This window comes from Phormidesmis priestleyi ULC007, from assembly GCF_003003695.1.
Lineage (GTDB): Bacteria > Cyanobacteriota > Cyanobacteriia > Leptolyngbyales > Leptolyngbyaceae > Phormidesmis_A > Phormidesmis_A priestleyi_A.
Genome location: NZ_PVWG01000064.1, coordinates 1 through 20,207 on the forward strand (window position 1 = coordinate 1; position 20,207 = coordinate 20,207).

Here is a 20,207-nt window from a genome sequence, read left to right on the forward strand (position 1 = left end):
GGTCATTGCAGCACAGGGGTTTGAAGTCATTGTCAAGCCTCTACCCGCGGCTGATTGAGATGGGTGCAAGATCTCAGTTAGCTTTTCTATCTACCTCTGACTGCAAAAATTGTCCAGAGTGTTGTTTGAGAAAAGAGTACTCAAAGGGGAATTATGCCATTTCAAAAAAATTCAAGTAGTAGCAATTTTGTCTCTATAACCTAGCGACTACACCAGTTCTCTATATTTTTCGGTAATAGAGAATACCCCATGTGGGTACTGCCAAAAGGCTATTTCTATCAGCACAATCTAGAAAGATACGCACCCAAAATCGATCAGAGTAACGCATTTACTAACTGTGTGAGCGCCAATCTATTAGTCAATTCGGGTAACTATCGAGTTCACTGCTACTTACACACTTAAAAAAAACGCAAATGGCACAGAACATGACTCCCCAGACAACGGGCAAGTACTTGATTCTCTTTCGAGAAGATTCGGTTGCAGAAGGTGTTCAATTACTCAGCGAGACATTCACTACCTCTAGTTCCGATACGCTCACCTTTGGTGAATTGGGAGTTGCCGTTGTGGCGGTTGATCCGACGCAACTTAGTTCCTTGAATATTGCAAGTCCGGATAGTCCCATTCTCGCCGTTGAGCCAGAGCAAGTTCTATACGCGCTTCAAGACGTAACTCCTGAAGGTGCTATAGTTAGCGTCTCTGTAGACTATTTGCGCGGTTATCGAGATGCAGTCACAACGCTCTCAGACAGCCTGATCTCTAGTGATCAATCTCAAGCGGAAGCCGTGATTGATGAATCTGCCGTAACCTGGGGATTGCAAGCCACTGAAGTTACCCAGTCAAAATACAGTGGTGCTGGAATTAAGGTTGCAGTTCTAGATACGGGCTTCGATCTCACCCATCCTGATTTCTTGGGCAGAAATGTTACAGCGAAATCTTTCGTTGAGGGACAAGACGTACAGGATGGGAATGGACACGGTACGCACTGTATCGGAACTGCCTGTGGTTCCAAGACCCCTGGTGTCCTTCCCCTCTATGGGATTGCTTACAATGCTGAGATCTACGCTGGGAAGGTGCTGTCTAACGAAGGCAGTGGAACCGATAGTCAGATTCTACAAGGGATCGAATGGGCGATCGCAAACGGTTGCGATATTATCTCCATGTCGCTTGGCGCTGCGACCCAACCTGGTCAGTCTTACTCTCGCATCTATGAAGCAATCGCAAAACGCGCCCTCAAACGAGGCACTCTGATTGTGGCTGCCGCAGGAAATGAGAGCAATCGCAGTGCAGGCATTATCCGACCTGTCGGTCGTCCTGCAAACTGCCCTTCTATCTTGGCAGTTGCCGCGATCGATGTCCAGCTTCAAGTGGCAAGCTTCTCCACGCAAGGCATCAATCCTAAAGGCGGACAGATTGATATCGCGGCTCCAGGCGTGAAAGTTCGCTCTAGCTGGATTCTTCCCCTCCACTACAGAACAATCAGCGGTACCAGTATGGCAACGCCTCATGTGGCAGGAATTGCTGCTCTGCACGCCGAAGCAACCGGACTGAGAGGACAGGAACTTTGGAACCTACTCGCAAAATCGGCACAACGTTTGCCCTTACCTTCCGTGGATGTGGGTGCTGGGTTAGTTCAAGCCCCTTAACTTGAAACTATGGCAAACCTCAAAGTGCTGGTTTCGGTTCGAGATGACTATCAGGAACGTCTCCCCGAAGTCGCCCAAAAGCTTCAAACTGCTGGAATGCAAGTCGATCAATGGCTTGTTGAAATTGGAGTCATCACAGGTGCGATCGCGGCTGAGAGCATAAGTGCGCTTTCTCAAATCGAAGGGGTTGCGGATATTGAACTCGCCGAAGAGTACCAGCTTGCTCCCCCCGAATCAGACCTTCAATAAGCGCGAATCGCTTCGCAATACATTCGTTCAAATCTAGTTTATTCAAGGAGTCTTATTGTCATGACAACTCATCAAAGCATTTCCTCTGAACAACCCATTGTTTCTGAAGTGCAACTCCATGGCGCTGTGTCTAGTGAAAGTTCTGAGCTAAAACCAGGCGAAAACCTGATGGTTCCAGATTTCGATGGCATTGTCAGCAACGGAGAGTTCGAGGCGGTTTCAGGGTTTGATCCAACCCGTGCAGTGACTGAAGGAATCGGTGAAGCCGTTGTTTCTCCTGATGATCTTAAAGATCTGCCCGATGCAGCTTCTACCGCTTATCTGATGGCGGAAACTGTCTGTGGTGCGGACGATCGCATCCGAATCACTCCAGCTAGCGGCAACCCTTGGCGCTGGATCTGCAAACTCTTTATCACCTTCCCTGATAACGCGAAGTTTGTTGGAACAGGCTGGTTCATTGGTGCACGCACTGTAATGACGGCAGGTCACTGCGTTTACAGTAAAGCTAATGGCGGATGGGCAAAATCGATCGAAGTGGTTCCTGGCATGGATGGCAACAGCCGCCCCTATGGCTCTCAAGTGGGCACCTCGTTCCGCAGTGTCAACGGCTGGATTCAAGACAGCAAACCCGAATTTGACTACGGTGCGATTATTCTGCCGAACTGCAACTTGGGCAACACGGTGGGCTGGTTTGGCTTTGCAAATCTGTCCGATGCTTCTCTGAAGAATCTGTTTGTGAATACGTCTGGCTATCCTGCCGATAAACCTTTTGGGACACAATGGTTCAATGCAGGAAGCATTAGCGACGTTCAAGATCGCAAAATCTACTACATGATTGATACGATGGGCGGACAAAGTGGCAGTCCGGTCTGGCGCTTGCTCAACGGTGAGCGTCATGCCGTTGGAGTTCATGCCTATGGTGGATGCCCCAACAGCGCAACTCGGATCACGAAGCCTGTGTTTGACAATATGCTGGCTTGGCGCAATATTCCCTGCTAAGTCCCATCCGAAACAGTACTAGCGAGCTAAAAGAGAATTGCCTGAATTTGCGTCTGCTGATTCGTGCAGTTCTCTTTTGCCATTGATCGTACTTTGACCAATCCAAAACCCTTTTGAGGCAACTGGTATCCGTTTTGGTAACTGACTCAATCACTCTAGAAGTAAAAGACAGAATAGAGTCGAAGATTATCTTGAAATTTAGAAGGAGTCAGATCATGATGAGACTGAAAGGAATAGGCTTGAGCAGCTTACTAGGAGTGAGTGTTTTTCTTCTTGCATGTACTAGTTATCAAGCCAATTCTTCAGATTTAAGTGTGACTCAGGAGCCTGCGATCGTGACTCACGTTGATCCAAACGAAGCCGTTTCGTCCGATGATGCTGTTTTCCCAAATCCCGTTACAACGCCGCGCAAAGCTATGATGATTGAAGGCACTGTTGAACAAGTGATGGAAAGCTTCCCGCTGCAATTGACCGTTACAACCGATTCGGGTCGCTATTTTGTTTCACTCCAATCCAATACGTCTGTGATGCGACAAGGTAAGACAGTCGCTCCGGGCACTTTAACGCCGGGTATCCGTGTTCAAATTACCGGAAACCAGTCTCCGATCGAGGAAACGGCTCTAGTTGCTCAAACGATTCAAATTCGATAGAAGAAATTGCGATCGTACTCAGCTTTTCTAGCGTTTCGTATCACGACACCTCTACGGGGTATGGGGTTTGAGTAGTAACGGAACAGAAAGTTACGCTAAGAGGTGTACCAGTTGAACCTGCTGAGAATCAGGAGCCTGAAACCCTTGATATTCCGTTCAAGATTTCTGTACCAAATAGCCTAAAGACTAATTGGTACGTCTCATTGAGACTGAAAGGTGTTTTCTGAAACGTTTATTCCATAAGCATTTCAGCTTTAACGTGAGTTTCTGAATGGCATCTTGACAACTGCGACCGGGGCGAAACCCGTAGCTGTGGCTCTCGAACCGCGCTTCCCAGCTTGGTTCTAAGGCATTTTTAACGATTGTCTGTGCGACCCGATTTTCTGATGCAGGTATTCCCAGAGGTCTGAGTTTTCCGCTCGTTTTTGGAATGTAAACCCGTTTGGTTGGGTGAACCTGCCACAGGGTCTTGTCCTGCATTCGATTTACCAGTTGTACCCGTTGCTCAGAGGTGAGCGCCGTCTGACCGTCAATGCCAGCCGTTTGCTTTCCCTGATTTCCTTGGGTAATGCGTCGCACCGATAACAGCAGGTTGGAGTAGCTGCGTAGCATCAGCTTCATCAGGCTTCTCACCCGATTCCACTGGTCGTTTTGAGTGGCACGATAAATTCGCTGTCTCAGGTTCCTCACACGCTTTTTGACGAGCTTCCAGTGAATGGCAGCCCAGTCCTCAAGTGGTTTCCCTGCTCCGATGTCTTTACAGACTCTATCTTTCACAGGCGATTCGGTTCCCTTACATTGGTTTATCGTCGATGACCTGCTGGAAGTCTGCCGTCTTTCAACGTGGAGCAAAGTTTGAACCCCTATCTCCTGCATTACCAGGAGCCTTCGCTTCCTCCAGCATCCTTTACCCACTGGATATTGTGCATTCCTTACGGTTTACCTACTCTGGCGGTTGAGCCAGAGAATCCATTGGGCTTCTGTAGTTCCAAGTGTTTGAGTTGCGTCTGGGTCGGGTTCCGTCTACACTCCGATGGGATTGTGATCTGTCACCTAACGGAGTAGCGAGCCGTTAAGCCACCCATTTACCGTTTTGGTCTCAGTGTTTCAGCCTGATTTCACTGACTGGCCTAAATGACGAAGCTTCAAGCAACGGTTCAATTGCCTTAACCCTTTCAGACTTCCCATTGCCCTTACCCGGATTGAGGCTTCCAGGCTTAGATACGTTCGTGGTCTGCATTCCACTGGATTCATTACTGATTACAGTGTGACCGGAGTCAAAGACTCTTTTACGGGGGGACAGTGGGACAGATGCCACTGGGAGAGACGGCTCTCCACTCACTTAGGAGGATTCGCTTTAATCCTCTAACACTTGACTTGCTACATCGCACCGCTACTTTTACCCCTTTTACCCCTATAGGTTCGCTTGGGCGGGAAGCCCAGCGACCACAAATGGGACGGCTGATTTCACCCACCCTTAACGCTCAAGATTTTTCCGTTACTAAAACTGGGCTTACGGGAACGCCATGATGGGTTGTGTGCTGCCATGCTGACGATCCCGTACTTGAGCCACCCTCCTTCCTACTCAAGCCTTGTTGAAGCTTGAATATCTAGCTCGTCAAGAGGCTCCTCGATCGCGCCACTGATCCAAGCTCGGTCGAATTCCTGAGTTGTGTGCGCCCTCACTTCAATTTTGATCGTCATATCCTCTGCTCTGTCGGACAATGATTGAAGGACGCTGAACAACTCAAAGAACTTGGACTTGTCGGTAATGGCCTCCAGTTTGTAGTGACGAGCTGGTTGAACACCGTTAACAATATTCACTAAGACCGAGCTTTCGATACTGCTGGTTTGAGATTTGTACTCGACTGCTGCTTGTCCTTCATTAGCGGCTGGTATGGTTGTAGCGGAACCACCCTGAAAAGCGGTGGCAACTTCATCGCCAGTTTCAGCACCCTGAGTTCCGATCTTGGGCAGTTTCTCTGATTCAGGGGGAACTGAAAGCTGTTTAGCTAATTGGGGAGCTAGTAGATAGCCAGCCAGATCCAATTCGTTTAGGGGAATGGTTCGCTCGAAGCTAACGAGGGAGGGATTTTCTACTTTAGGACTGCCGTTGGAAGCAATGATCAGGTAGGGAACATAACCGATGAGACCCTGCTGAACCGCTTTGACGATCGCCTGCTTCACGGCATCAATGCCCAAAACCTTTGGATAGGTGGGGAAACGGAAGAAATAGCTAACCAACTCATCTCCAGTGATGTAGCCAGGTTCCTTCTCTTCTAGCCCAGACAAGCGCATCAGCTTGGATGTGGTGATGCTGCCAAAGACATGATTTTTGAGGGCATCTAACACTCGGTCTTGGAGATTCTGACTAGTGTTGAGTTGAGCTTGAAGGTCGATCATCTCCAGGCGAATTGGGTTAGCCCCATCTGTATTGGGTATTGGAAGCAGGATGTAGTCATACAGCCGCCGGACAGCCGCACCGATATCACTGAGCGCATCTTTGCGCTTCTCGTTTAGTTCCTCCACGTCTTCAGGACCGAACTTGTATTTGGCTTTGTCCTTAATCAGTGAGGTGATCGCCTCTGCGTTGCGACCAGCTTTGCGTGCTTTATCAATTTGGGCTTTGTTCGGAATCACGAAGGCAAGCGCATTTTTATACTCTCGTTTGTCATTGCCTCTCTGCTCTAGCCAGGACATAACCTCTGTAAGAATGGTGTCTGGGCTTTTTTCTGCCCACTCATGCCCCAAGTAAGCAATACTAAATTGCGGTTCTCTGTCAGGAATCGCTGCGGAGTCTTTGGGCCACAGAATAACCTTACCGCTGCTGCTTTGAAGGGTTTTACCAAGTTCTTCTCGGATCTTCTCCAAAACGTCATTTCCAGAGATCTTACTCTCCTCATCAGCAATCAGCTTGTTTAGATTTGCCTTCGTTTCAAAGCGGTAGCGTTTGCCGACGTAGTGCAGATAGAGTAAGTTTTCCCGCAGGTCGCTCAGGGTTGCCGTGATGACATTGCGATCGAGTCCTGGTGTGAGGCAGGAGGCTGTAATCTCTTGTTCTAAAACCCCTCGATCTTCACCGCTACGGGCACCAAAAGAATACATCAACACAGCCGAGGCAAGGCGTGTGCCGACTTTGAGGTGGCTTAGTGCTGGGGAATCTTGGGCAATGCGATTGTCTACGATTTTGACCTTGGCTTTTCTGCCAATCAAATCAGCATCAATGACTGAGTTATACCGTTCACGTTCACCGACTTGCGTGAAGAATGCGCCTCTGACTGCTTCATTTTGAAAGAGTACATCGCCTGGGCTAATGAGCAGGGATGTATGCTCTTCCTGCCAGAGAGAGTAGACGACGCTGGCAAGAAACTGGAGGGCACCACGGGTGCGTTGGTAACTGGGCAGGGTTCCCCAACGGTGATACATCAAATCCAGTAAGTCAGGATGAAATGGGTAGCTGATCTGGATTCGTTCTGCAAGGAGGGCTGCCTGCTGCTGAATCTCCTGTCTACCGCGATCGGTTTCGGCATAGCTTTCATGGAATTTGCGAAACAGTTCAGCCTGCTGATTGGCAATTTCTTGAATCGCAGTAGGATCGCCAATCGTCTGAAACAAACGGCGCTGGACAACCTTCATCACCTCATCGCCAGAGACAGGCTCTTTTTTGGCATCATTGCGTGACACCAGTTTGTCTAATGTGCCGAGCAGTCCTTCATTACCCACTGCCTCCTGCACGCTGGCTTGAAGGGAGTAGACCAGCACGGTTCTGGGCAATTCGGCGACGACATCGGGCAGTTTTTTGATGAAGGTGAGTACTTGTTTGCCGAGCGTCGAATCCTTCACCTCGACACCCAAAGCATTCTCCACATAGTTCAGGAATTCATCCAGCAGGATGAGTGTTGGGCGATCGCCAATAATTTTGCGCCACACATCATTGCCGGGGGCGACTCGTTGCTCATCGTCCGCTCGAACAATTTCATAAGCCTCCTTGCCACCCAGTTGCCAAGCCAAATAGCCCCAGGGCGTTAACACTTGTGGCCCATCGGGAATCTGGGTTCCTTTGGTCGCACTAAAATCGTCGCCGATAAAGGTGGCAACATCGACAGTGCCAGGGTTTGGCAATTTAGCAAAGTCGGCATGTTCTACCAAGTCTTGTCGATGTTTGGTGAGGTGGTAAAGGCTGATCAACGCGTGCGTCTTCCCGCCACCAAAGGGGGTTCGCAGTTGCAGAACCCGATCGCCTGCCTCTCCACACAAACGCTGCACCACGCTGGTCAGAAGACTTTTCAGTTCTGAAGTGAGGTAAGTGGCGGCAAAGAATTGACTAGCAGAGCGATACACAGGCGGACAGGTGGGATCTTGCCGCACCACCGCCCCTAGTTTGGCAGCGTAAACGGAGTTATCGAGTTTGCCATCTAAGATATCTTGATGGGGGATGGCAACCTGGGTCCAGGGTTTGAGTTGGTAGGCGCTGCTCATGGGGTGTGTGGGAGGCAAGAGATGGGGATACGGTTAGTGAACGCCGACCAGCTTTGATTCTGGTTGGAGGGTAGAGACTAGAATGCCGAGAATTTTGTTGATTTCTTTGATGTAGTAGTCGCTGACATCGATAAAGGCAGTTTGTCCTTCGAGCTTGAGAAATTTCCAATCGGTGCCAGTGGTAACGGCTCCATAGACTGGATCAGTTGGGTTTTTCTCTTGCTGGTTAAACAAGCGAGCCGCAATCATGGTGGCGATGCACTGCCCTAGTCCACTGGGGATGCTTTCGTTTTTAGCTTCCACGATCGTGAGCACGGGGCTGGTAATGTAGTACTGTTCCGTGGAACGGCTCAAGATGAAGTCGCATCGCCCTTCTAAGCCTTGCTCTGGAGCCACTTCAAAGGTGCTACCAGAAAAGACCGAAATTTGGTTGTTGAGCAAGCGTCGAACTTCGATCAGGATGGGCATGACCAGCAATTCAGACCGCGCTTTTTCAGTGTTGATGGCGCTGGCAAGCGGCAGTTGATCTTTGAGCGTGAGGGTGAGCAATTCGCTGGGGACGATCGCCTTAGTCTCAGTAAACAAATCCTGAGTTTCGTGGGTGATGATGCCGAAGTCGGCTTTGACTTTGCTGAGAGTAAAGTTGCTGTAAGACATAGGGGCTATTCCACGAGCTGACCGAATCGTTTGAGGATGGCAAAGACGGTATGTAAATCGCCAGAATCACGAATTCCAAATAATTTTGAGACTGCGTATTGGGGTGAATTGCCTTTGACGAGTTTGACAAACATAAAACTGCCGCCGCTGGTGATCATGCCGTAGCAGGGTTTAGCTGGATTGGGGCTTGCCAGCATATACGCCAGAATTTGAGCCAACCCAGCCTCCACCGAGTAGGAGGCTCGTTTTGACTCGACAACCAGTACCCACAATTGGTCTTTAAGGACGAGTGTATCGAGGCTGCCAGTAACGATGATGCCTTCGTCTTCGGTTTGAATTTCGATCGATGGCTCCGATCTCACATGAAATGGCGGGAGGTAAAAGCCACCTAAAAAGAGGAGAGGATCAACCACAGACATCCGAATCACCCCTTCAAGCAAGGGAGGATAATCTAGGAGATTGACGAATCCATTGGCGATGCGATCGAGCGATTCTTTTTCGGAGTCGCTCACATCAGGCAGATCCGTTTGCCATTCAGAGAAGCATTGGGAGTCCCGAACGAGCCGAATCCCAAAATCATCAATCAGCGTTCGCAAGGTGACGTTTTTAGCTTGAATCGTTTGCACCATTGGTTTTATCTCCCCTGAGTGAATAGGTTGTCTTCGACCAGTCGCTTCCAGGATGCTAACAAGGTATCGATCGCAGCTTGCTCTTTTGTGCGTTGGGTGGTTGTGGTTTCCTGCCCTGGCTCTGGTGTTAAAGCACGTCCCGCAAGGGCTTGAGCGACCAGGCGTAACTGAGTGGCATCGGGTTGGGCAAGGTTGAGGAATACGGGAATTTCACTAGGCTTATGGTCTGCCAACCAGAGCAGACGATGTAGCACATCAATGAGGGTTGGTGCAGCGCCAATTTCCTGCGGTTTGACGTTGAAGGTTTGCCGTCCTTCGGTGCGCTGAATGCCCAAGTCTTCAAGAGCACCCCGATCGCTGTAGTCTCGCAGTTGAATGGTAGTTTTAGCTTTGGTGACGAGGGCCAGCTTGCCATCAGTTAAACCGCCTACGCCATCGAGTTCAACCCCGACCCCTTTGGCGAGGGTGTTGGCTTCGTCAAACTCAACTGCTAGTTCACCATATTCGTAGCGACCCATGATGTAATACTGGGTGGGTTTGTCTACCAGGCTCACGCCCCGTCTGTCGCACTGCATGACGCTGGTAAGAGCGGCTTCGACGACTTCTTTTTGCACTTCACCTAAAAAGGAATTTGCATCAAGCTCCTCACCGTTGGGCAGTTCAACTCGCTCGTATTGGGTGTAGGCGCGAAGTCCTGCACCGATGCAAGCGATGACTAGATCGGCTCCGGTTACGCCTTCTGCCATCAGGGTTGCGACTCGTTCGCGGACGATTTGCGAGAGTTGGGGACGAACATTTGTAGCGTAGTCGCCGATGTTGCCCTCATCCCCCAACCCCTTCTCCCTAGGGAGAAGGGGAGCAGGAGTTAGATCGGTTCCCCTCTCCCTGGGGAGAGGGGCTAGGGGTGAGGGTCTCTTCCGGGCGACGAGGAAAATGCTAGAAGCAAGAGCCGCAGAGTTAGCAGCGCGTAACCTCGACCCCATCTCTGTATCAAGGGGCCACGCTTCAGTAATGGTGAAACCTGCTCTACGTAAGGAATCAATTAAAGTTGACCATCCAGAAGTTGTTTTGTGGGCATACACTACCACCATCATGCCCTCTGGTTTTAACACCCGTTTGCCTTCACAGAATGCCTGATGCATCATATCTTCATAGGCTTTCGCAGCTTTCTTTTTGTCGCCTCCATGCCGAGTCGGCTCCATGATGGCTTCATTTTTCTTCGGGGTGAGTTGCGCTGAAAAATGCTCTAGGTAGAGATGACCTACTGAGCGTTTTAGCCAGACGTAGAAGAAGTCAGACAAATCGGCGTAAGGAACAGAATCAAAGTAGGGTGGGTCAGTAATGACGGCATCAAGCGATTCAGACTCTATCGGTAAAGCCATTGATGAGCCACGTTTTGTAATGGCGGGATTATTGCTGTTAGATTCTTGACGAATAACTTGAAGAATCCAGTCAAGAGCACCTGAAACATTACCTGAAGCATTGCCAAGTGGGTTGATTTCTGCAAAGTCCCAAACCATCGGCAAAGCTTGGCGAGTAAATGTATTACCAATTAATTCTCTGCCACCATGCCAATGAGTAATTGAGCTGTTGTAATCAGCTAACCGATCGCACAATATTCCAAGATAAGTGGAGATCGCCTTCCCAAACTCATCCTCATACCCCTCCTGCATCATCTTCTCGTGCGCCACCCTCACCCACTTCACAAACGTCATCAGCGCCAGCAGTTGCCGAGAAGTGAATAGATCAGCCCATTTTAGAAGTCCATAGGGCTGCACTCGAAAGCCAAGCGTTCCATATTCCGGTAAAGGTTCTGTTGGAATCGTTAGCTTGGTTTCCTCACATAGCTTGTTCAGCCGTTCCTGTAACTGGCTTTCGTCTGGGATATAACGATCAAACTGTTTGCCAGCCAGGTAAGTTTTTCCCTGCGCTCCTGCGGTTGTGCAAACGATTGCCATCGGTTGTTGGCTGATACGACCTGCAACCCCCTCTTTTTTGATGTGTTTAACATCTAGAGTTGCACCACAGTGGCGGCAAGTCGAATTTCCTCTTGAACTCCCCGCCGCAGGATCAAAACCTAATCCCTTTTCAGTTCTCGACTCAACCACCTCAAACTCAACCCGCTTCGTTTCATGATTCGGGATAGTTTTAAGGGCAACATACTTATCCTTCTTCTTACACAGCCAGGTCTGGCGCACTAACGGCACTTGTGCCCCACAAGCCGGGTTCGGGCACTTCACCGTCCGCGTCCATAAATACGCCACCGGAGTCAAAGATTGAGCCAGGTTCAACTGCTTCGACTTCCCAGAACCCAGCAAGCTCAACTGTTCTGTCTTCTCTGCTGCCACTTCACCAATCTTGATGGGTGGATACAGGTCGCCAATCTCCTCCCGCACCTGCTCGATCACCCAGTTGCCCCACTTTTCCACCTCATCCGCCAGCTTCTTGCCATACTTCTGCGGATACACCAGCGTACAAAGCTCAATGATGTGCGCCACTGGATTCAGATCAACCGCATAGGTCTCACAACCCAACCGCAACGACTCCAATGGAATTGCCCCACCCCCAGCAAACATATCCAGCACCTTGGGCGGTGGCACATCCTTCAATGGCGTATCAGTAGGTAGACCCAGGCGATCTCGCTGTGCCTCTAGGATCTGCCGTCGCGCCTTTTTGATCGTCTCTTCCCCTGCCTCCCACTTGCAAAGTTCAACCATTGCCTTGCTTAAAGCCGTTCGCTTCTGGGGTGTCTCTGGTGCCGCCACCAACGAGGCAAACACCGCCGCCCGTGCTGCTACTAGAGGTCGCCGTGCCCACCACAAATGGAGGGTCGAGATATGCCCCTTGCGAATCGACTTCTCTCGTGCCGCTTGCACAGAAATCTCGCGGATAGGGATGAAGTCTTCAATGAGGCGGCGATCTGTGGTCATAGGGGTTTGGGGCTAAGGATTAGGGTTTGAGAATCGCTACGCTTGTTTTTGGCGTTGTTTTTGTTGCAAAAATTCAGCAAAGTCTCGAACTTCTGCAATTAACTCTTCCGGTAAATCCTCCAAAATAGAAACCAGGTGTCCTCTTGCACCCATCATTTCCTTCGCAGGTTTTACCAACCGAAGTTGATGCGGATAGACTGGTTCAACTCCGATCGTTTCCCGAAACGCTTGAGGATCGTCAGGTTCAGCAGAGATTAATTCGTCAGCTTCAAGCCCTGCCTTTGTCCAGTCACCAAACAATTCCACGAGGTAGGCTTCTCCGTCGTTAAACATCTCAACGATCGCTCCGGATGTACCCACTAGGGCAAGGTCAGGCTGTATCGCTGCATTCGTAAAATCCCCCGACAGGGGAATTTCTTCTATTAGTTGCACAACATCAAACAGTTGAAATTGACTCATTTTTGCCTCCCCGATCGCTCTGGAAATGCCGTCACAAACCTTGCCACATCCTCACCATAGCGAACAATCCAGCCTGTTCTGATTTGCCAAGACACCCCAGACGGCCCTGTTATGAAAACCACTGCTTGAAACCGATACCCATGATCATCTTGTCCACTAGCTTCCAGGAGATCTATATGACTTTTGCCAAAATTGCCTCCCGGATTGCCTCTGGGGACTCAAAACCCATTACCTCTCGCCAAAACTTTTGTTTGTCCCCTCCTTCCATTGGTTTTGTTTCGCGAGTAAAGAGATAAATGGCTTTCTCAATTGGAAAAACTAGACTGACAGGTTGAGTCATCCTGCATTTGCCTCCGAATCCAATTGAGCATTACGAGTAATTGCTTCCGCAGGCACCAAGTATCGAGTCACCTGCCGGATTTCTTTAGCATCACCCACCAGAACCTTCGCTGGATTTTGGATCTTCAACAGCTTTGGCGCGTTGGTCTTGCAACCCCAAACCACGTAGAGCCAATAGGACTCTCCTAACTGCTGCGCTTTTCGCCACTCATTAGAAGTCAGTGAAATCTCCTCGTTCGCTTGCGCCCGTCCTTTCACCTCAATCCGTCGCGCAGGGGCTATACCAGTCTCCAAGTTAATGGGTCCCAAACTACGAATGTCGAATCCACTGCCATCTCGGTTCTGGCTCACATCCTCTGGCTCCCACCCTCGTTGCCGCTCATAGTCCATCACATGTCGCATTGCAAAGGCCTCAACTTCTGGGTCATTCTTCATCCCCGGCATTGCTGCCACGAATGCTGGAGCAGGGGAAACAATCGCGCAGCCCAAATAGGCAACCCGCCCAAAGCTGACGATTTTAAGGTAATCCAGTTCACTCTGCTTGGCTCTGTAACGTTCCTTGAGGTCTTTCACACGCTTTTGGGCACTGTCTCGTGCAACGCGATAGGTTTCATCCCCGGCTGCCACCTTTGCCGCCAGCTTCATTTGCGTAGATTGACCGTCTCGAATGGCAGCATCCATCGCTTTCTCCAGATAGTCCTGCCGAATGTCTAGCTCACGCTGTCGTTGCTGTTGCTCCTGCTTCACCATAGGCACCTGGATCTTGACCTTCAGCCACTTCTCAAGGCGCTCTTGCTCTTGAGGCGTAGGAGCGGTGAGGGAGCAAGAGCCAGGAGGAATCGCGTCAGCATTGGCAGGGGCAAGATCATGGAGACAGTCTGGAGAAATTAAGACCAAATCGCCTGCTGCCTTTTCCAAAACCGCGCATAAAGCGGCTTCCAACACTGCTGCCTGCCCTGTTCGCTGTTGTCCAGCAACCTGAAGCTCAAAGAAGTAGATCCGGTAAGGCTCATCGGCATCCGCATCTAAAAACAAGGCAGACCCGGTGCAGATGGCATTATCCAGTTCAATGTCCAACCGCTCGGAGATCGCTGCAAACAACGGATGACCTGGCGATAGTAGTTCTGCGTCCTGGTGATTGGGGTTAGCCATTTGCTCCTTATAGAAGGAAAGCTTTGGATAATTCTTATCGACCGTACCCAATCGCCGCACTGCTTCTAAATTGTTGGAGCGAAATTCCTCTTTGACATAGGGAACTCGCCACAGCCCATCGGCTCGAACTTCTAAGTTGACACTCAGGAACTCGCACGATCGTTTGAAGAACTCCTCGATATAGCGAGGCATCAACCGCTGCTCTTCTGAGCGAAAGTCCTGGCTCTGGGTGCGTCGAATTTGAGACAGGTCAACGTGACTTGTTGCTAAAGCCAGACCTGTTGCTTGCTCCAGTTCTTCTAAACGCTGGAGATCCAGTTGCTCCAGTTGCTCCAGGGCATTTTCCTCAGAAGCCTTACTGTAAGTTGCATCCTTCACCATATCCTCGAAGCGAATGTCGTTGAGTTGCAGGAGCTGACCCACAACGTCAAAGACGCGATCGCCCATTGCCTTCCGAATCTCTTCCAGCTTGGTCAACAGCTTTTCCAGTACCCGACCTTCTACAGTGTTGATCGCCACAAAATTGAAGATATAGACATCATGGGTTTGTCCGATCCGGTGAATGCGCCCCATGCGCTGCTCAAGGCGATTCGGGTTCCAGGGAATGTCGTAGTTGATCATCAACTGACAGAATTGAAGATTGATGCCCTCCCCGGCTGCTTCGGTTGCGAGGCAGATTTGGCGATTGAGCTGAAAATCCTTCTGAGCCTGCTTACGAGCCAGCGGATTCATGCCTCCATGAATCTGACAGGTGGTATAACCCCAAGCCTCCAAATTCTGCTTTAGGTAAGCCAGTGTGTCCCGATGTTCGGTAAAAAGCAGCAGCTTTCCCCGACCATCCTGAAGTTCTGAGAATAACTCTCCTTTCAAGCACTCTTTCAACTGGTTCAGCTTCATCTCAGTGCCAGCGTTGATCGTTTGCTCAGCCAGCTTGACCAAGCGCTCTAGTTCATGCAGCTCATCACGGATTTGCTCCAGCCGCTCTGCCGTTGTAGACTCGATCGCTAAGCTCTCCTGCTCGTCCTCTTCGTAGTCATCGCTTTCCTTCTCCAAGTCAACTGGTTTGCTAAGATTGATCAAACGAGCGTGCTGCTCTTCTGGAGACAGCCCCTTTAGCTCCTCTAACAAATCAGCAAACCGTTGTCGCCGTCGCTTTAACGAACTGAAAATAGCATTCAGGCTACTCGCCAAACGGCGCTGTAAGACGGTGCGAGCTAAAGCAACGGCTGCCTGTTTTCGTCCCTTAGTTTTCCCCAAAAACTTGTTGATGTACTTAGTGACTTCCTTATAGAGATGCTCCTCGGCGGGTGAAAGCTCAAAGGGGACGGTTTGGGCAAAACGTTCCTTGAACAGCTTTCGTCCATCAAAATCTTTGAGTTCCTCCTTAATGCGTCGGAGAAACCAGGGGCTATTCTCCATCCGTAACATTTCTGGATTGATCTGATCAGAGACAAACTGTTCAGGGTCAAGCAGCCGTAGAAAGTTATGGAACTGGTCTACATTCCCCTGATGGGGCGTAGCCGTTAGCAGCAGAATGCGTTCGCTGTTCTTGGATAAGGCCTCCACTAGCTCATACCGTCCAGTGCGCCTTAAATCATCTCCCTGAGTCCGGGCAGAGCACTTGTGCGCCTCATCGACGATCACCAAATCCCAATCCACTTGAAGAATGCCAGGCGTAATATCATCTCGTTTGGCAAAATCAATGGAGGCAACGCACTGGCGAAACCGCTCCCAGGGATTACCCGCTAGCTGCCCTTTCGCCAGCGTTGAGTTAATCACCTCAAACGTTTCAGAAAACTTGCTCTTCAGCTCATCCTGCCACTGTAGGGTTAACGGGGCAGGAGCCAAAATTAGCACCCGCTCAATGGCTCCTCTCAGCTTCAGCTCCTTGAGGAGCAACCCTGCCATAATTGTTTTGCCCGCCCCTGGATCGTCTGCCAGCAGAAACCTGAGCCGAACCTGGGGCAAAATCCGCTCATAAACAGCCTCTAGCTGGTGAGGTAAAGGACGGACCCCGCTGAGACTGACTGCGAAATGGGGGTCATAAGCAAATGCTAGCTTGATACGAGCTGATTCGACGAAGAGGAAAAACTGATTGGCATCGACTGGAGATGCAGAGGATTGACTCTGCGTGCTTAAAATCTCCTCAACTTCAGTAATGCCGATGTACGCATCTCTCAGCTCGCCTTGCTGAGTGCGAACTCGAAGAAGAACAATATCTTCGACGATACTGGCATCCTCAACGGTGACAGGATCATTAAATTGTCCAGGAATGGAAATCCGTTTGCCAACCAGTTGTTCTTCCATCAGTTAATCTTGCGTCTCTGAAAAATACTTCTTTGTCAAAGGCTGAACCCGATCCCCTTGTGCATTCAATAACTGCTCAATCTGCTTCAGTGCGAGACGTGATGGCTTCATTCGCCCACGCTCCCAACGATTGACCGTGTTGTATGTGACCCCTAATGTCGCCGCAAATTGCTCTTGGGTCAGCTCTGTTAGAAGTCGCAGATCACGAATGAATTGACCTACTTCTGGTTGTTTGAGCATAGACGGCTTCGCAATCAACATTCAATCTTCGTTGCAACACACGTTATATTCCAGTATTCCCAAGTTGAATGGAAAGTCTGGTTGTTCTGCGGAGAGTTCATCCCGTTGTTACAGACTCTTCATTGAACTTTAATTAAGTGAGGCTGACTGCCACTCTAAATAGACGAGCTGGGCTGTCAATTCTTACTCCGATCCATCTAAAAACGGAAGTAAGAATTGGTCACGTCCCGCCAGTCACTGCCATTTCTGCGCGATCAAGACTGTCATCCGCGACATAGTCCCAAATTTCCAACAGGTCAAGCTCTCCGAGGGGCTTTTAATAACGATCGTCATTACTGAGGCTGCCTCTGCTGGCGACGCTTCCGCGCTTTTTCTTTAACTACCTGCATATTGAGGGGCGTTGACTCTCCGCTATCCAGTCTCGCCTGAATGTCCTGGCGCAATTCTTGCAAGCGAATTTGTTGAAGCTGTTCCCGCTCCTTCAGCAGGCGCGAACCCTCACGAATCACTTCACTGGCAGAATAGTAGAGTCCACTTGAAACTTTCTCCTGAGACGTACTGCTCTAGCTCTGATGTCAAAGATACGTTCATGCTTGAGTCCTCCTGTCACTTGAGTTTTTTCATTTTCGCTTCAATAACAGAGAATAGCAATTATCGTTATCACCGTATTTAAAAACTCGGCAGCAGTACCAGCGCGTTCAAAAATGTAGACAGCTTTTTCCTACTGCCTCAGACTCCAATCGGAGTTGAACCGAGATAAAACCTCATCGCCCATCATCAAAACGACCTGACCTAACCTGACCATCCGCAGTGAGTAACTTGTTTTTGTTTTGTCCTTTTTATTTACTGTTTATCCTGACAAAAAAGCCCCGGCGTGATGTGCCAGGGCGCGGGGTGTGAGTGATGACTTGGTAATAGTTTGTGGTGCAGTTTGTAGAATGAGCTTTGCCTGTATCGCCCGTATTGGCTCCTAACCCGTATCGCCTGTATCGGTGTATCGTATCGCCTGTATCGCCTGTATCTTGGTCGATAGAGCACTTCTAGAAGATGTTTCCGATACAGCGATACGCCGATACAGCCAGTCAGTTTGTCTTAATGAAATAGGTGCCATCGACTTCATAGATATCGTCCTCAAGGGTCATCAGATCAAGCACAAACTTAATATCATCCGTTGTCATTCCTTTCACTGGCTTTCTAAATGTAGCGACCCGCAATCATAAATCATCAAACCCGCAATCATCGCGATTTTGAACCCACATTAACTGCAACTATGCGGTCGCTCAAACCCGAATTAACTGCAACTGAACCCAGATTAATTGCAACCCACCCACAATCATCTGCTCTAACCCACATTAACTGCAACTATAAATTGAGTTAGGTAGAGTAAAGAAAACGTCCCTTTTCTTTACTCTGTCACAGGACTATTTACCACAATGGCAAACCGCCATTTGCTTGATAAAGTAACCCAATAAAGAAATCAAAATCAAGATATACTCGTCATGAATGAGTTTATTTACTTTTTGTTGTGCTAATTGGCTATGCTCGTGTTTCAACTGACGACCAACTCCTCGATCTTCAGCAAGACGCACTGACTAAAGTTGGCTGCGAAAGAATTTTTACAGATCGTAAAAGTGGAGCCAAAGCTACTCGCCCAGGATTGACATCAACGCTGGATATGTTACGAGCGGGAGATACACTTGTCGTCTGGCGGTTAGATCGATTGGGGAGATCGCTCAAGCATCTAATTGAGTTAATAGAATTACTGCGTCAACGATCGATCCAACTGCACAGCATCCAAGAAGGTATCGACACATCCACCAGTGGCGGTCAGTTGATGTTCCACCTGTTCGGCGCACTGGCAGAGTTCGAGCGGAACCTGATTCGCGAACGAACGAACGCTGGATTAACTGCCGCCAGAACCAGAGGTAAGACAGGCGGCAGACCTAAGGCACTAGAGCCGAATCAAAGAGCTTTGGTCGTCAGTTTGTACAACGAAAAACAACATTCACTCGATGAAATCTGTCAAATGATGGGTATTTCCCGACCCACACTCTATAAATATGTAGCCGAGGAACAAAACAGTGCCCCGCAAACAAGTCCCCGCCTCGGCTCTGGTTAGCTTACGACAAAGCTTAGAACTACTACCAGTTCGTTGCCCCGAACGAACTGGTAGTAGAAAACACCGCTGACCTCTACGGGATATCTAAAGACACCTTGTATCGCTTGCTGCGAGAACAGACGCGACCAAAATCGACTCATCGTACCGACCGAGGACAGCCGCGAAAACTCTCACAACTAGAGATGGAAAGCTACTGTGAAATCATTGCTGCCTTTAAAATTCGTACCAGCAATAAAAAGGGGCGACATATTTCCACCACCAGAGCAATCGAAGTCCTTGAGGAATACGGTGTCGATACTCCCAATGGCTTCATCCAACCACCACCAGGACTATTGACCAGAACAACAGTCAACCGTTATCTCCAAACTTGGGGGTACGACCAAGAGCGGATGACCAGACAACCTTCTGCCGTGCGCTTTCAAGCCAATAATAGCAACGACTGCTGGCACTTTGACCTCAGCCCTTCAGACTTAAAGCATATTGCTCAACCCGCATGGGTCGAGCCAGGTCGCGGTAATCCACTGCTGATGCTATACAGCGTCGTTGATGACCGAAGTGGGATGTGTTATCAGGAATACCACTGTGTCTATGGAGAAAACGTCGAAGCCGCGCTACGGTTCTTATTTAACGCCATGACAGCTAAGAGCGACAACTCACCTTTTCAAGGAATTCCTGCTGCAATCTATGCCGATAATGGTTCGATCTCCAAAAGTACTATCTTCCAAAATGTACTGTCCTGCTTAGATATTAAGTTGATGACCCACATGCCCAAAGGGAGCGATGGTCGGCGGGTGACAGCCAGATCTAAAGGTAAAGTCGAAAGACCATTTCGGACAGTTAAAGAAGCTCACGAAACCCTCTATCACTTCCAGCAACCACAGACTGAAGCCGAGGCAAATCAGTGGCTGCATCGATATTTACTCAATTACAACGACCAGTCTCATCGCTCGGAACCTCACTCTAGTAGACAGTCAATGCAGGAATGATGGATAATGAAGACCCACCGTTCCCCTACCTGAGAACGGAACCATGCCTGCAAAGAAGTACAAGGTAACGCTGAGTGCAGAAGAACGACAAATCCTTGAGAAACTGACCACAACGGGCAAAACGGCTGCCTACAAAATGAATCGTGCTCGAATTTTGTTGAAAGCGGATCAGCATCAAGCCGATGGGGGGTGGGGAGACCAAGCCATCAGCGCCGCCCTGGATGTGAGTGTGGCAACGATTGAGCGAGTCCGGCACCAGTTTGTGGAGGAAGGATTTGAAGCCGTCTTGAGCTATACTCGCCACGATTGAGAAATGGACTTTTGGATTGTTCTCCCGCATCAACGATAAGATGAGGTTTGTTCTAGAGC

At 49.5% G+C, this 20,207-nt stretch carries 16 protein-coding genes and 2 pseudogenes; 7 read left to right on the forward strand and 11 right to left on the reverse strand.

What is annotated here, in order from left to right:
• Positions 1-413 precede the first annotated feature (413 nt).
• From C7B65_RS24685 to C7B65_RS24700, 4 genes are all read left to right on the forward strand, one after another.
• Positions 414-1,643: a S8 family peptidase gene (locus tag C7B65_RS24685; protein ID WP_073075164.1), complete on the forward strand. Its 1,230-nt coding sequence runs from the start codon at positions 414-416 to the stop codon at positions 1,641-1,643.
• Positions 1,644-1,652: 9 nt separating this feature from the next.
• Positions 1,653-1,892: a hypothetical protein gene (locus C7B65_RS24690; RefSeq protein WP_073075163.1), complete on the forward strand. Its 240-nt coding sequence runs from the start codon at positions 1,653-1,655 to the stop codon at positions 1,890-1,892.
• A 60-nt stretch (positions 1,893-1,952) separates the two neighbouring features.
• Positions 1,953-2,891 carry a trypsin-like serine peptidase gene (locus C7B65_RS24695; RefSeq protein WP_073075162.1) on the forward strand — a complete coding sequence of 313 codons (939 nt, stop codon included), beginning with the start codon at positions 1,953-1,955 and terminating at the stop codon, positions 2,889-2,891.
• Positions 2,892-3,106: 215 nt separating this feature from the next.
• Positions 3,107-3,541 carry a hypothetical protein gene (locus C7B65_RS24700; protein WP_073075161.1) on the forward strand — a complete coding sequence of 145 codons (435 nt, stop codon included), beginning with the start codon at positions 3,107-3,109 and terminating at the stop codon, positions 3,539-3,541.
• Positions 3,542-3,727: 186 nt separating this feature from the next.
• On the opposite strand, the gene C7B65_RS24705 is transcribed toward C7B65_RS24700, so the two are convergent.
• The 11 genes and pseudogenes from C7B65_RS24705 to C7B65_RS24755 all read right to left on the reverse strand — a co-directional run.
• The gene (locus C7B65_RS24705; RefSeq protein WP_181314496.1) at positions 3,728-4,318 is read right to left on the reverse strand and encodes a reverse transcriptase N-terminal domain-containing protein; all 591 of its coding nucleotides are present in this window, start codon (positions 4,316-4,318) and stop codon (positions 3,728-3,730) included.
• An 804-nt stretch (positions 4,319-5,122) separates the two neighbouring features.
• On the reverse strand, positions 5,123-8,020 hold the full coding sequence (locus C7B65_RS24715) for an ATP-binding protein (RefSeq protein ID WP_073075160.1): 2,898 nt from the start codon (positions 8,018-8,020) through the stop codon (positions 5,123-5,125).
• 33 nt (positions 8,021-8,053) lie between these two features.
• Positions 8,054-8,677: a hypothetical protein gene (locus C7B65_RS24720; protein ID WP_073075159.1), complete on the reverse strand. Its 624-nt coding sequence runs from the start codon at positions 8,675-8,677 to the stop codon at positions 8,054-8,056.
• 5 nt (positions 8,678-8,682) lie between these two features.
• Entirely contained in the window at positions 8,683-9,306 is a 624-nt protein-coding gene (locus C7B65_RS24725) for a restriction endonuclease subunit R (RefSeq protein ID WP_073075158.1), read from the reverse strand.
• A 5-nt stretch (positions 9,307-9,311) separates the two neighbouring features.
• Entirely contained in the window at positions 9,312-12,236 is a 2,925-nt protein-coding gene (locus C7B65_RS24730) for a DUF1156 domain-containing protein (RefSeq protein ID WP_073075157.1), read from the reverse strand.
• Between the two features lie 36 nt (positions 12,237-12,272).
• On the reverse strand, positions 12,273-12,695 hold the full coding sequence (locus tag C7B65_RS24735; RefSeq protein WP_073075156.1) for a DUF2281 domain-containing protein: 423 nt from the start codon (positions 12,693-12,695) through the stop codon (positions 12,273-12,275).
• Positions 12,692-12,871, reverse strand: coding sequence for a DUF6883 domain-containing protein (locus C7B65_RS29410; protein ID WP_342353023.1), 180 nt, complete (start codon positions 12,869-12,871; stop codon positions 12,692-12,694). Before C7B65_RS29410 ends, C7B65_RS24735 begins: the two co-directional genes overlap by 4 nt.
• Complete coding sequence (locus C7B65_RS28555) at positions 12,868-13,035, reverse strand: hypothetical protein (RefSeq protein WP_219898725.1); 168 nt, start codon at positions 13,033-13,035, stop codon at positions 12,868-12,870. The genes C7B65_RS29410 and C7B65_RS28555 overlap by 4 nt, the downstream gene beginning before the upstream one ends.
• Positions 13,032-16,493, reverse strand: a complete 3,462-nt coding sequence (locus C7B65_RS24745; RefSeq protein ID WP_073075155.1) for a helicase-related protein — start codon at positions 16,491-16,493, stop codon at positions 13,032-13,034. The genes C7B65_RS28555 and C7B65_RS24745 overlap by 4 nt, the downstream gene beginning before the upstream one ends.
• A 3-nt stretch (positions 16,494-16,496) precedes the next feature.
• Positions 16,497-16,733, reverse strand: a complete 237-nt coding sequence (locus C7B65_RS24750) for a helix-turn-helix domain-containing protein (RefSeq protein WP_219898726.1) — start codon at positions 16,731-16,733, stop codon at positions 16,497-16,499.
• 332 nt (positions 16,734-17,065) lie between these two features.
• A pseudogene (locus tag C7B65_RS24755) lies at positions 17,066-17,272 on the reverse strand (type II toxin-antitoxin system ParD family antitoxin); the annotation flags it as partial.
• 986 nt (positions 17,273-18,258) lie between these two features.
• On the opposite strand from C7B65_RS24755, the gene C7B65_RS24760 reads away from it, so the two are divergent.
• The 3 genes and pseudogenes from C7B65_RS24760 (at position 18,259) to C7B65_RS24770 (ending at position 20,148) form a co-directional block, all read left to right on the forward strand.
• Positions 18,259-18,852, forward strand: coding sequence for a recombinase family protein (locus tag C7B65_RS24760; protein ID WP_073075153.1), 594 nt, complete (start codon positions 18,259-18,261; stop codon positions 18,850-18,852).
• Positions 18,815-19,814: pseudogene (locus C7B65_RS24765) on the forward strand (transposase family protein); the annotation flags it as partial. The gene C7B65_RS24760 and the pseudogene C7B65_RS24765, both read left to right, overlap by 38 nt.
• Positions 19,815-19,881: 67 nt before the next feature.
• Positions 19,882-20,148, forward strand: coding sequence for a helix-turn-helix domain-containing protein (locus C7B65_RS24770; protein ID WP_073075152.1), 267 nt, complete (start codon positions 19,882-19,884; stop codon positions 20,146-20,148).
• The last annotated feature ends 59 nt before the right edge of the window (positions 20,149-20,207 follow it).

Coding starts and splice junctions, on each gene's coding strand:
- C7B65_RS24695 (WP_073075162.1), top strand. CDS start 1,953: ATGACAACTCATCAAAGCATTTCCTCTGAACAACCCATTGTTTCTGAA.
- C7B65_RS24715 (WP_073075160.1), bottom strand. CDS start 8,020: ATGAGCAGCGCCTACCAACTCAAACCCTGGACCCAGGTTGCCATCCCC.
- C7B65_RS24735 (WP_073075156.1), bottom strand. CDS start 12,695: ATGAGTCAATTTCAACTGTTTGATGTTGTGCAACTAATAGAAGAAATT.
- C7B65_RS24770 (WP_073075152.1), top strand. CDS start 19,882: ATGCCTGCAAAGAAGTACAAGGTAACGCTGAGTGCAGAAGAACGACAA.
- C7B65_RS24685 (WP_073075164.1), top strand. CDS start 414: ATGGCACAGAACATGACTCCCCAGACAACGGGCAAGTACTTGATTCTC.
- C7B65_RS24720 (WP_073075159.1), bottom strand. CDS start 8,677: ATGTCTTACAGCAACTTTACTCTCAGCAAAGTCAAAGCCGACTTCGGC.
- C7B65_RS24745 (WP_073075155.1), bottom strand. CDS start 16,493: ATGGAAGAACAACTGGTTGGCAAACGGATTTCCATTCCTGGACAATTT.
- C7B65_RS24730 (WP_073075157.1), bottom strand. CDS start 12,236: ATGACCACAGATCGCCGCCTCATTGAAGACTTCATCCCTATCCGCGAG.
- C7B65_RS24750 (WP_219898726.1), bottom strand. CDS start 16,733: ATGCTCAAACAACCAGAAGTAGGTCAATTCATTCGTGATCTGCGACTT.
- C7B65_RS24690 (WP_073075163.1), top strand. CDS start 1,653: ATGGCAAACCTCAAAGTGCTGGTTTCGGTTCGAGATGACTATCAGGAA.
- C7B65_RS24725 (WP_073075158.1), bottom strand. CDS start 9,306: ATGGTGCAAACGATTCAAGCTAAAAACGTCACCTTGCGAACGCTGATT.
- C7B65_RS24700 (WP_073075161.1), top strand. CDS start 3,107: ATGATGAGACTGAAAGGAATAGGCTTGAGCAGCTTACTAGGAGTGAGT.
- C7B65_RS28555 (WP_219898725.1), bottom strand. CDS start 13,035: ATGACTCAACCTGTCAGTCTAGTTTTTCCAATTGAGAAAGCCATTTAT.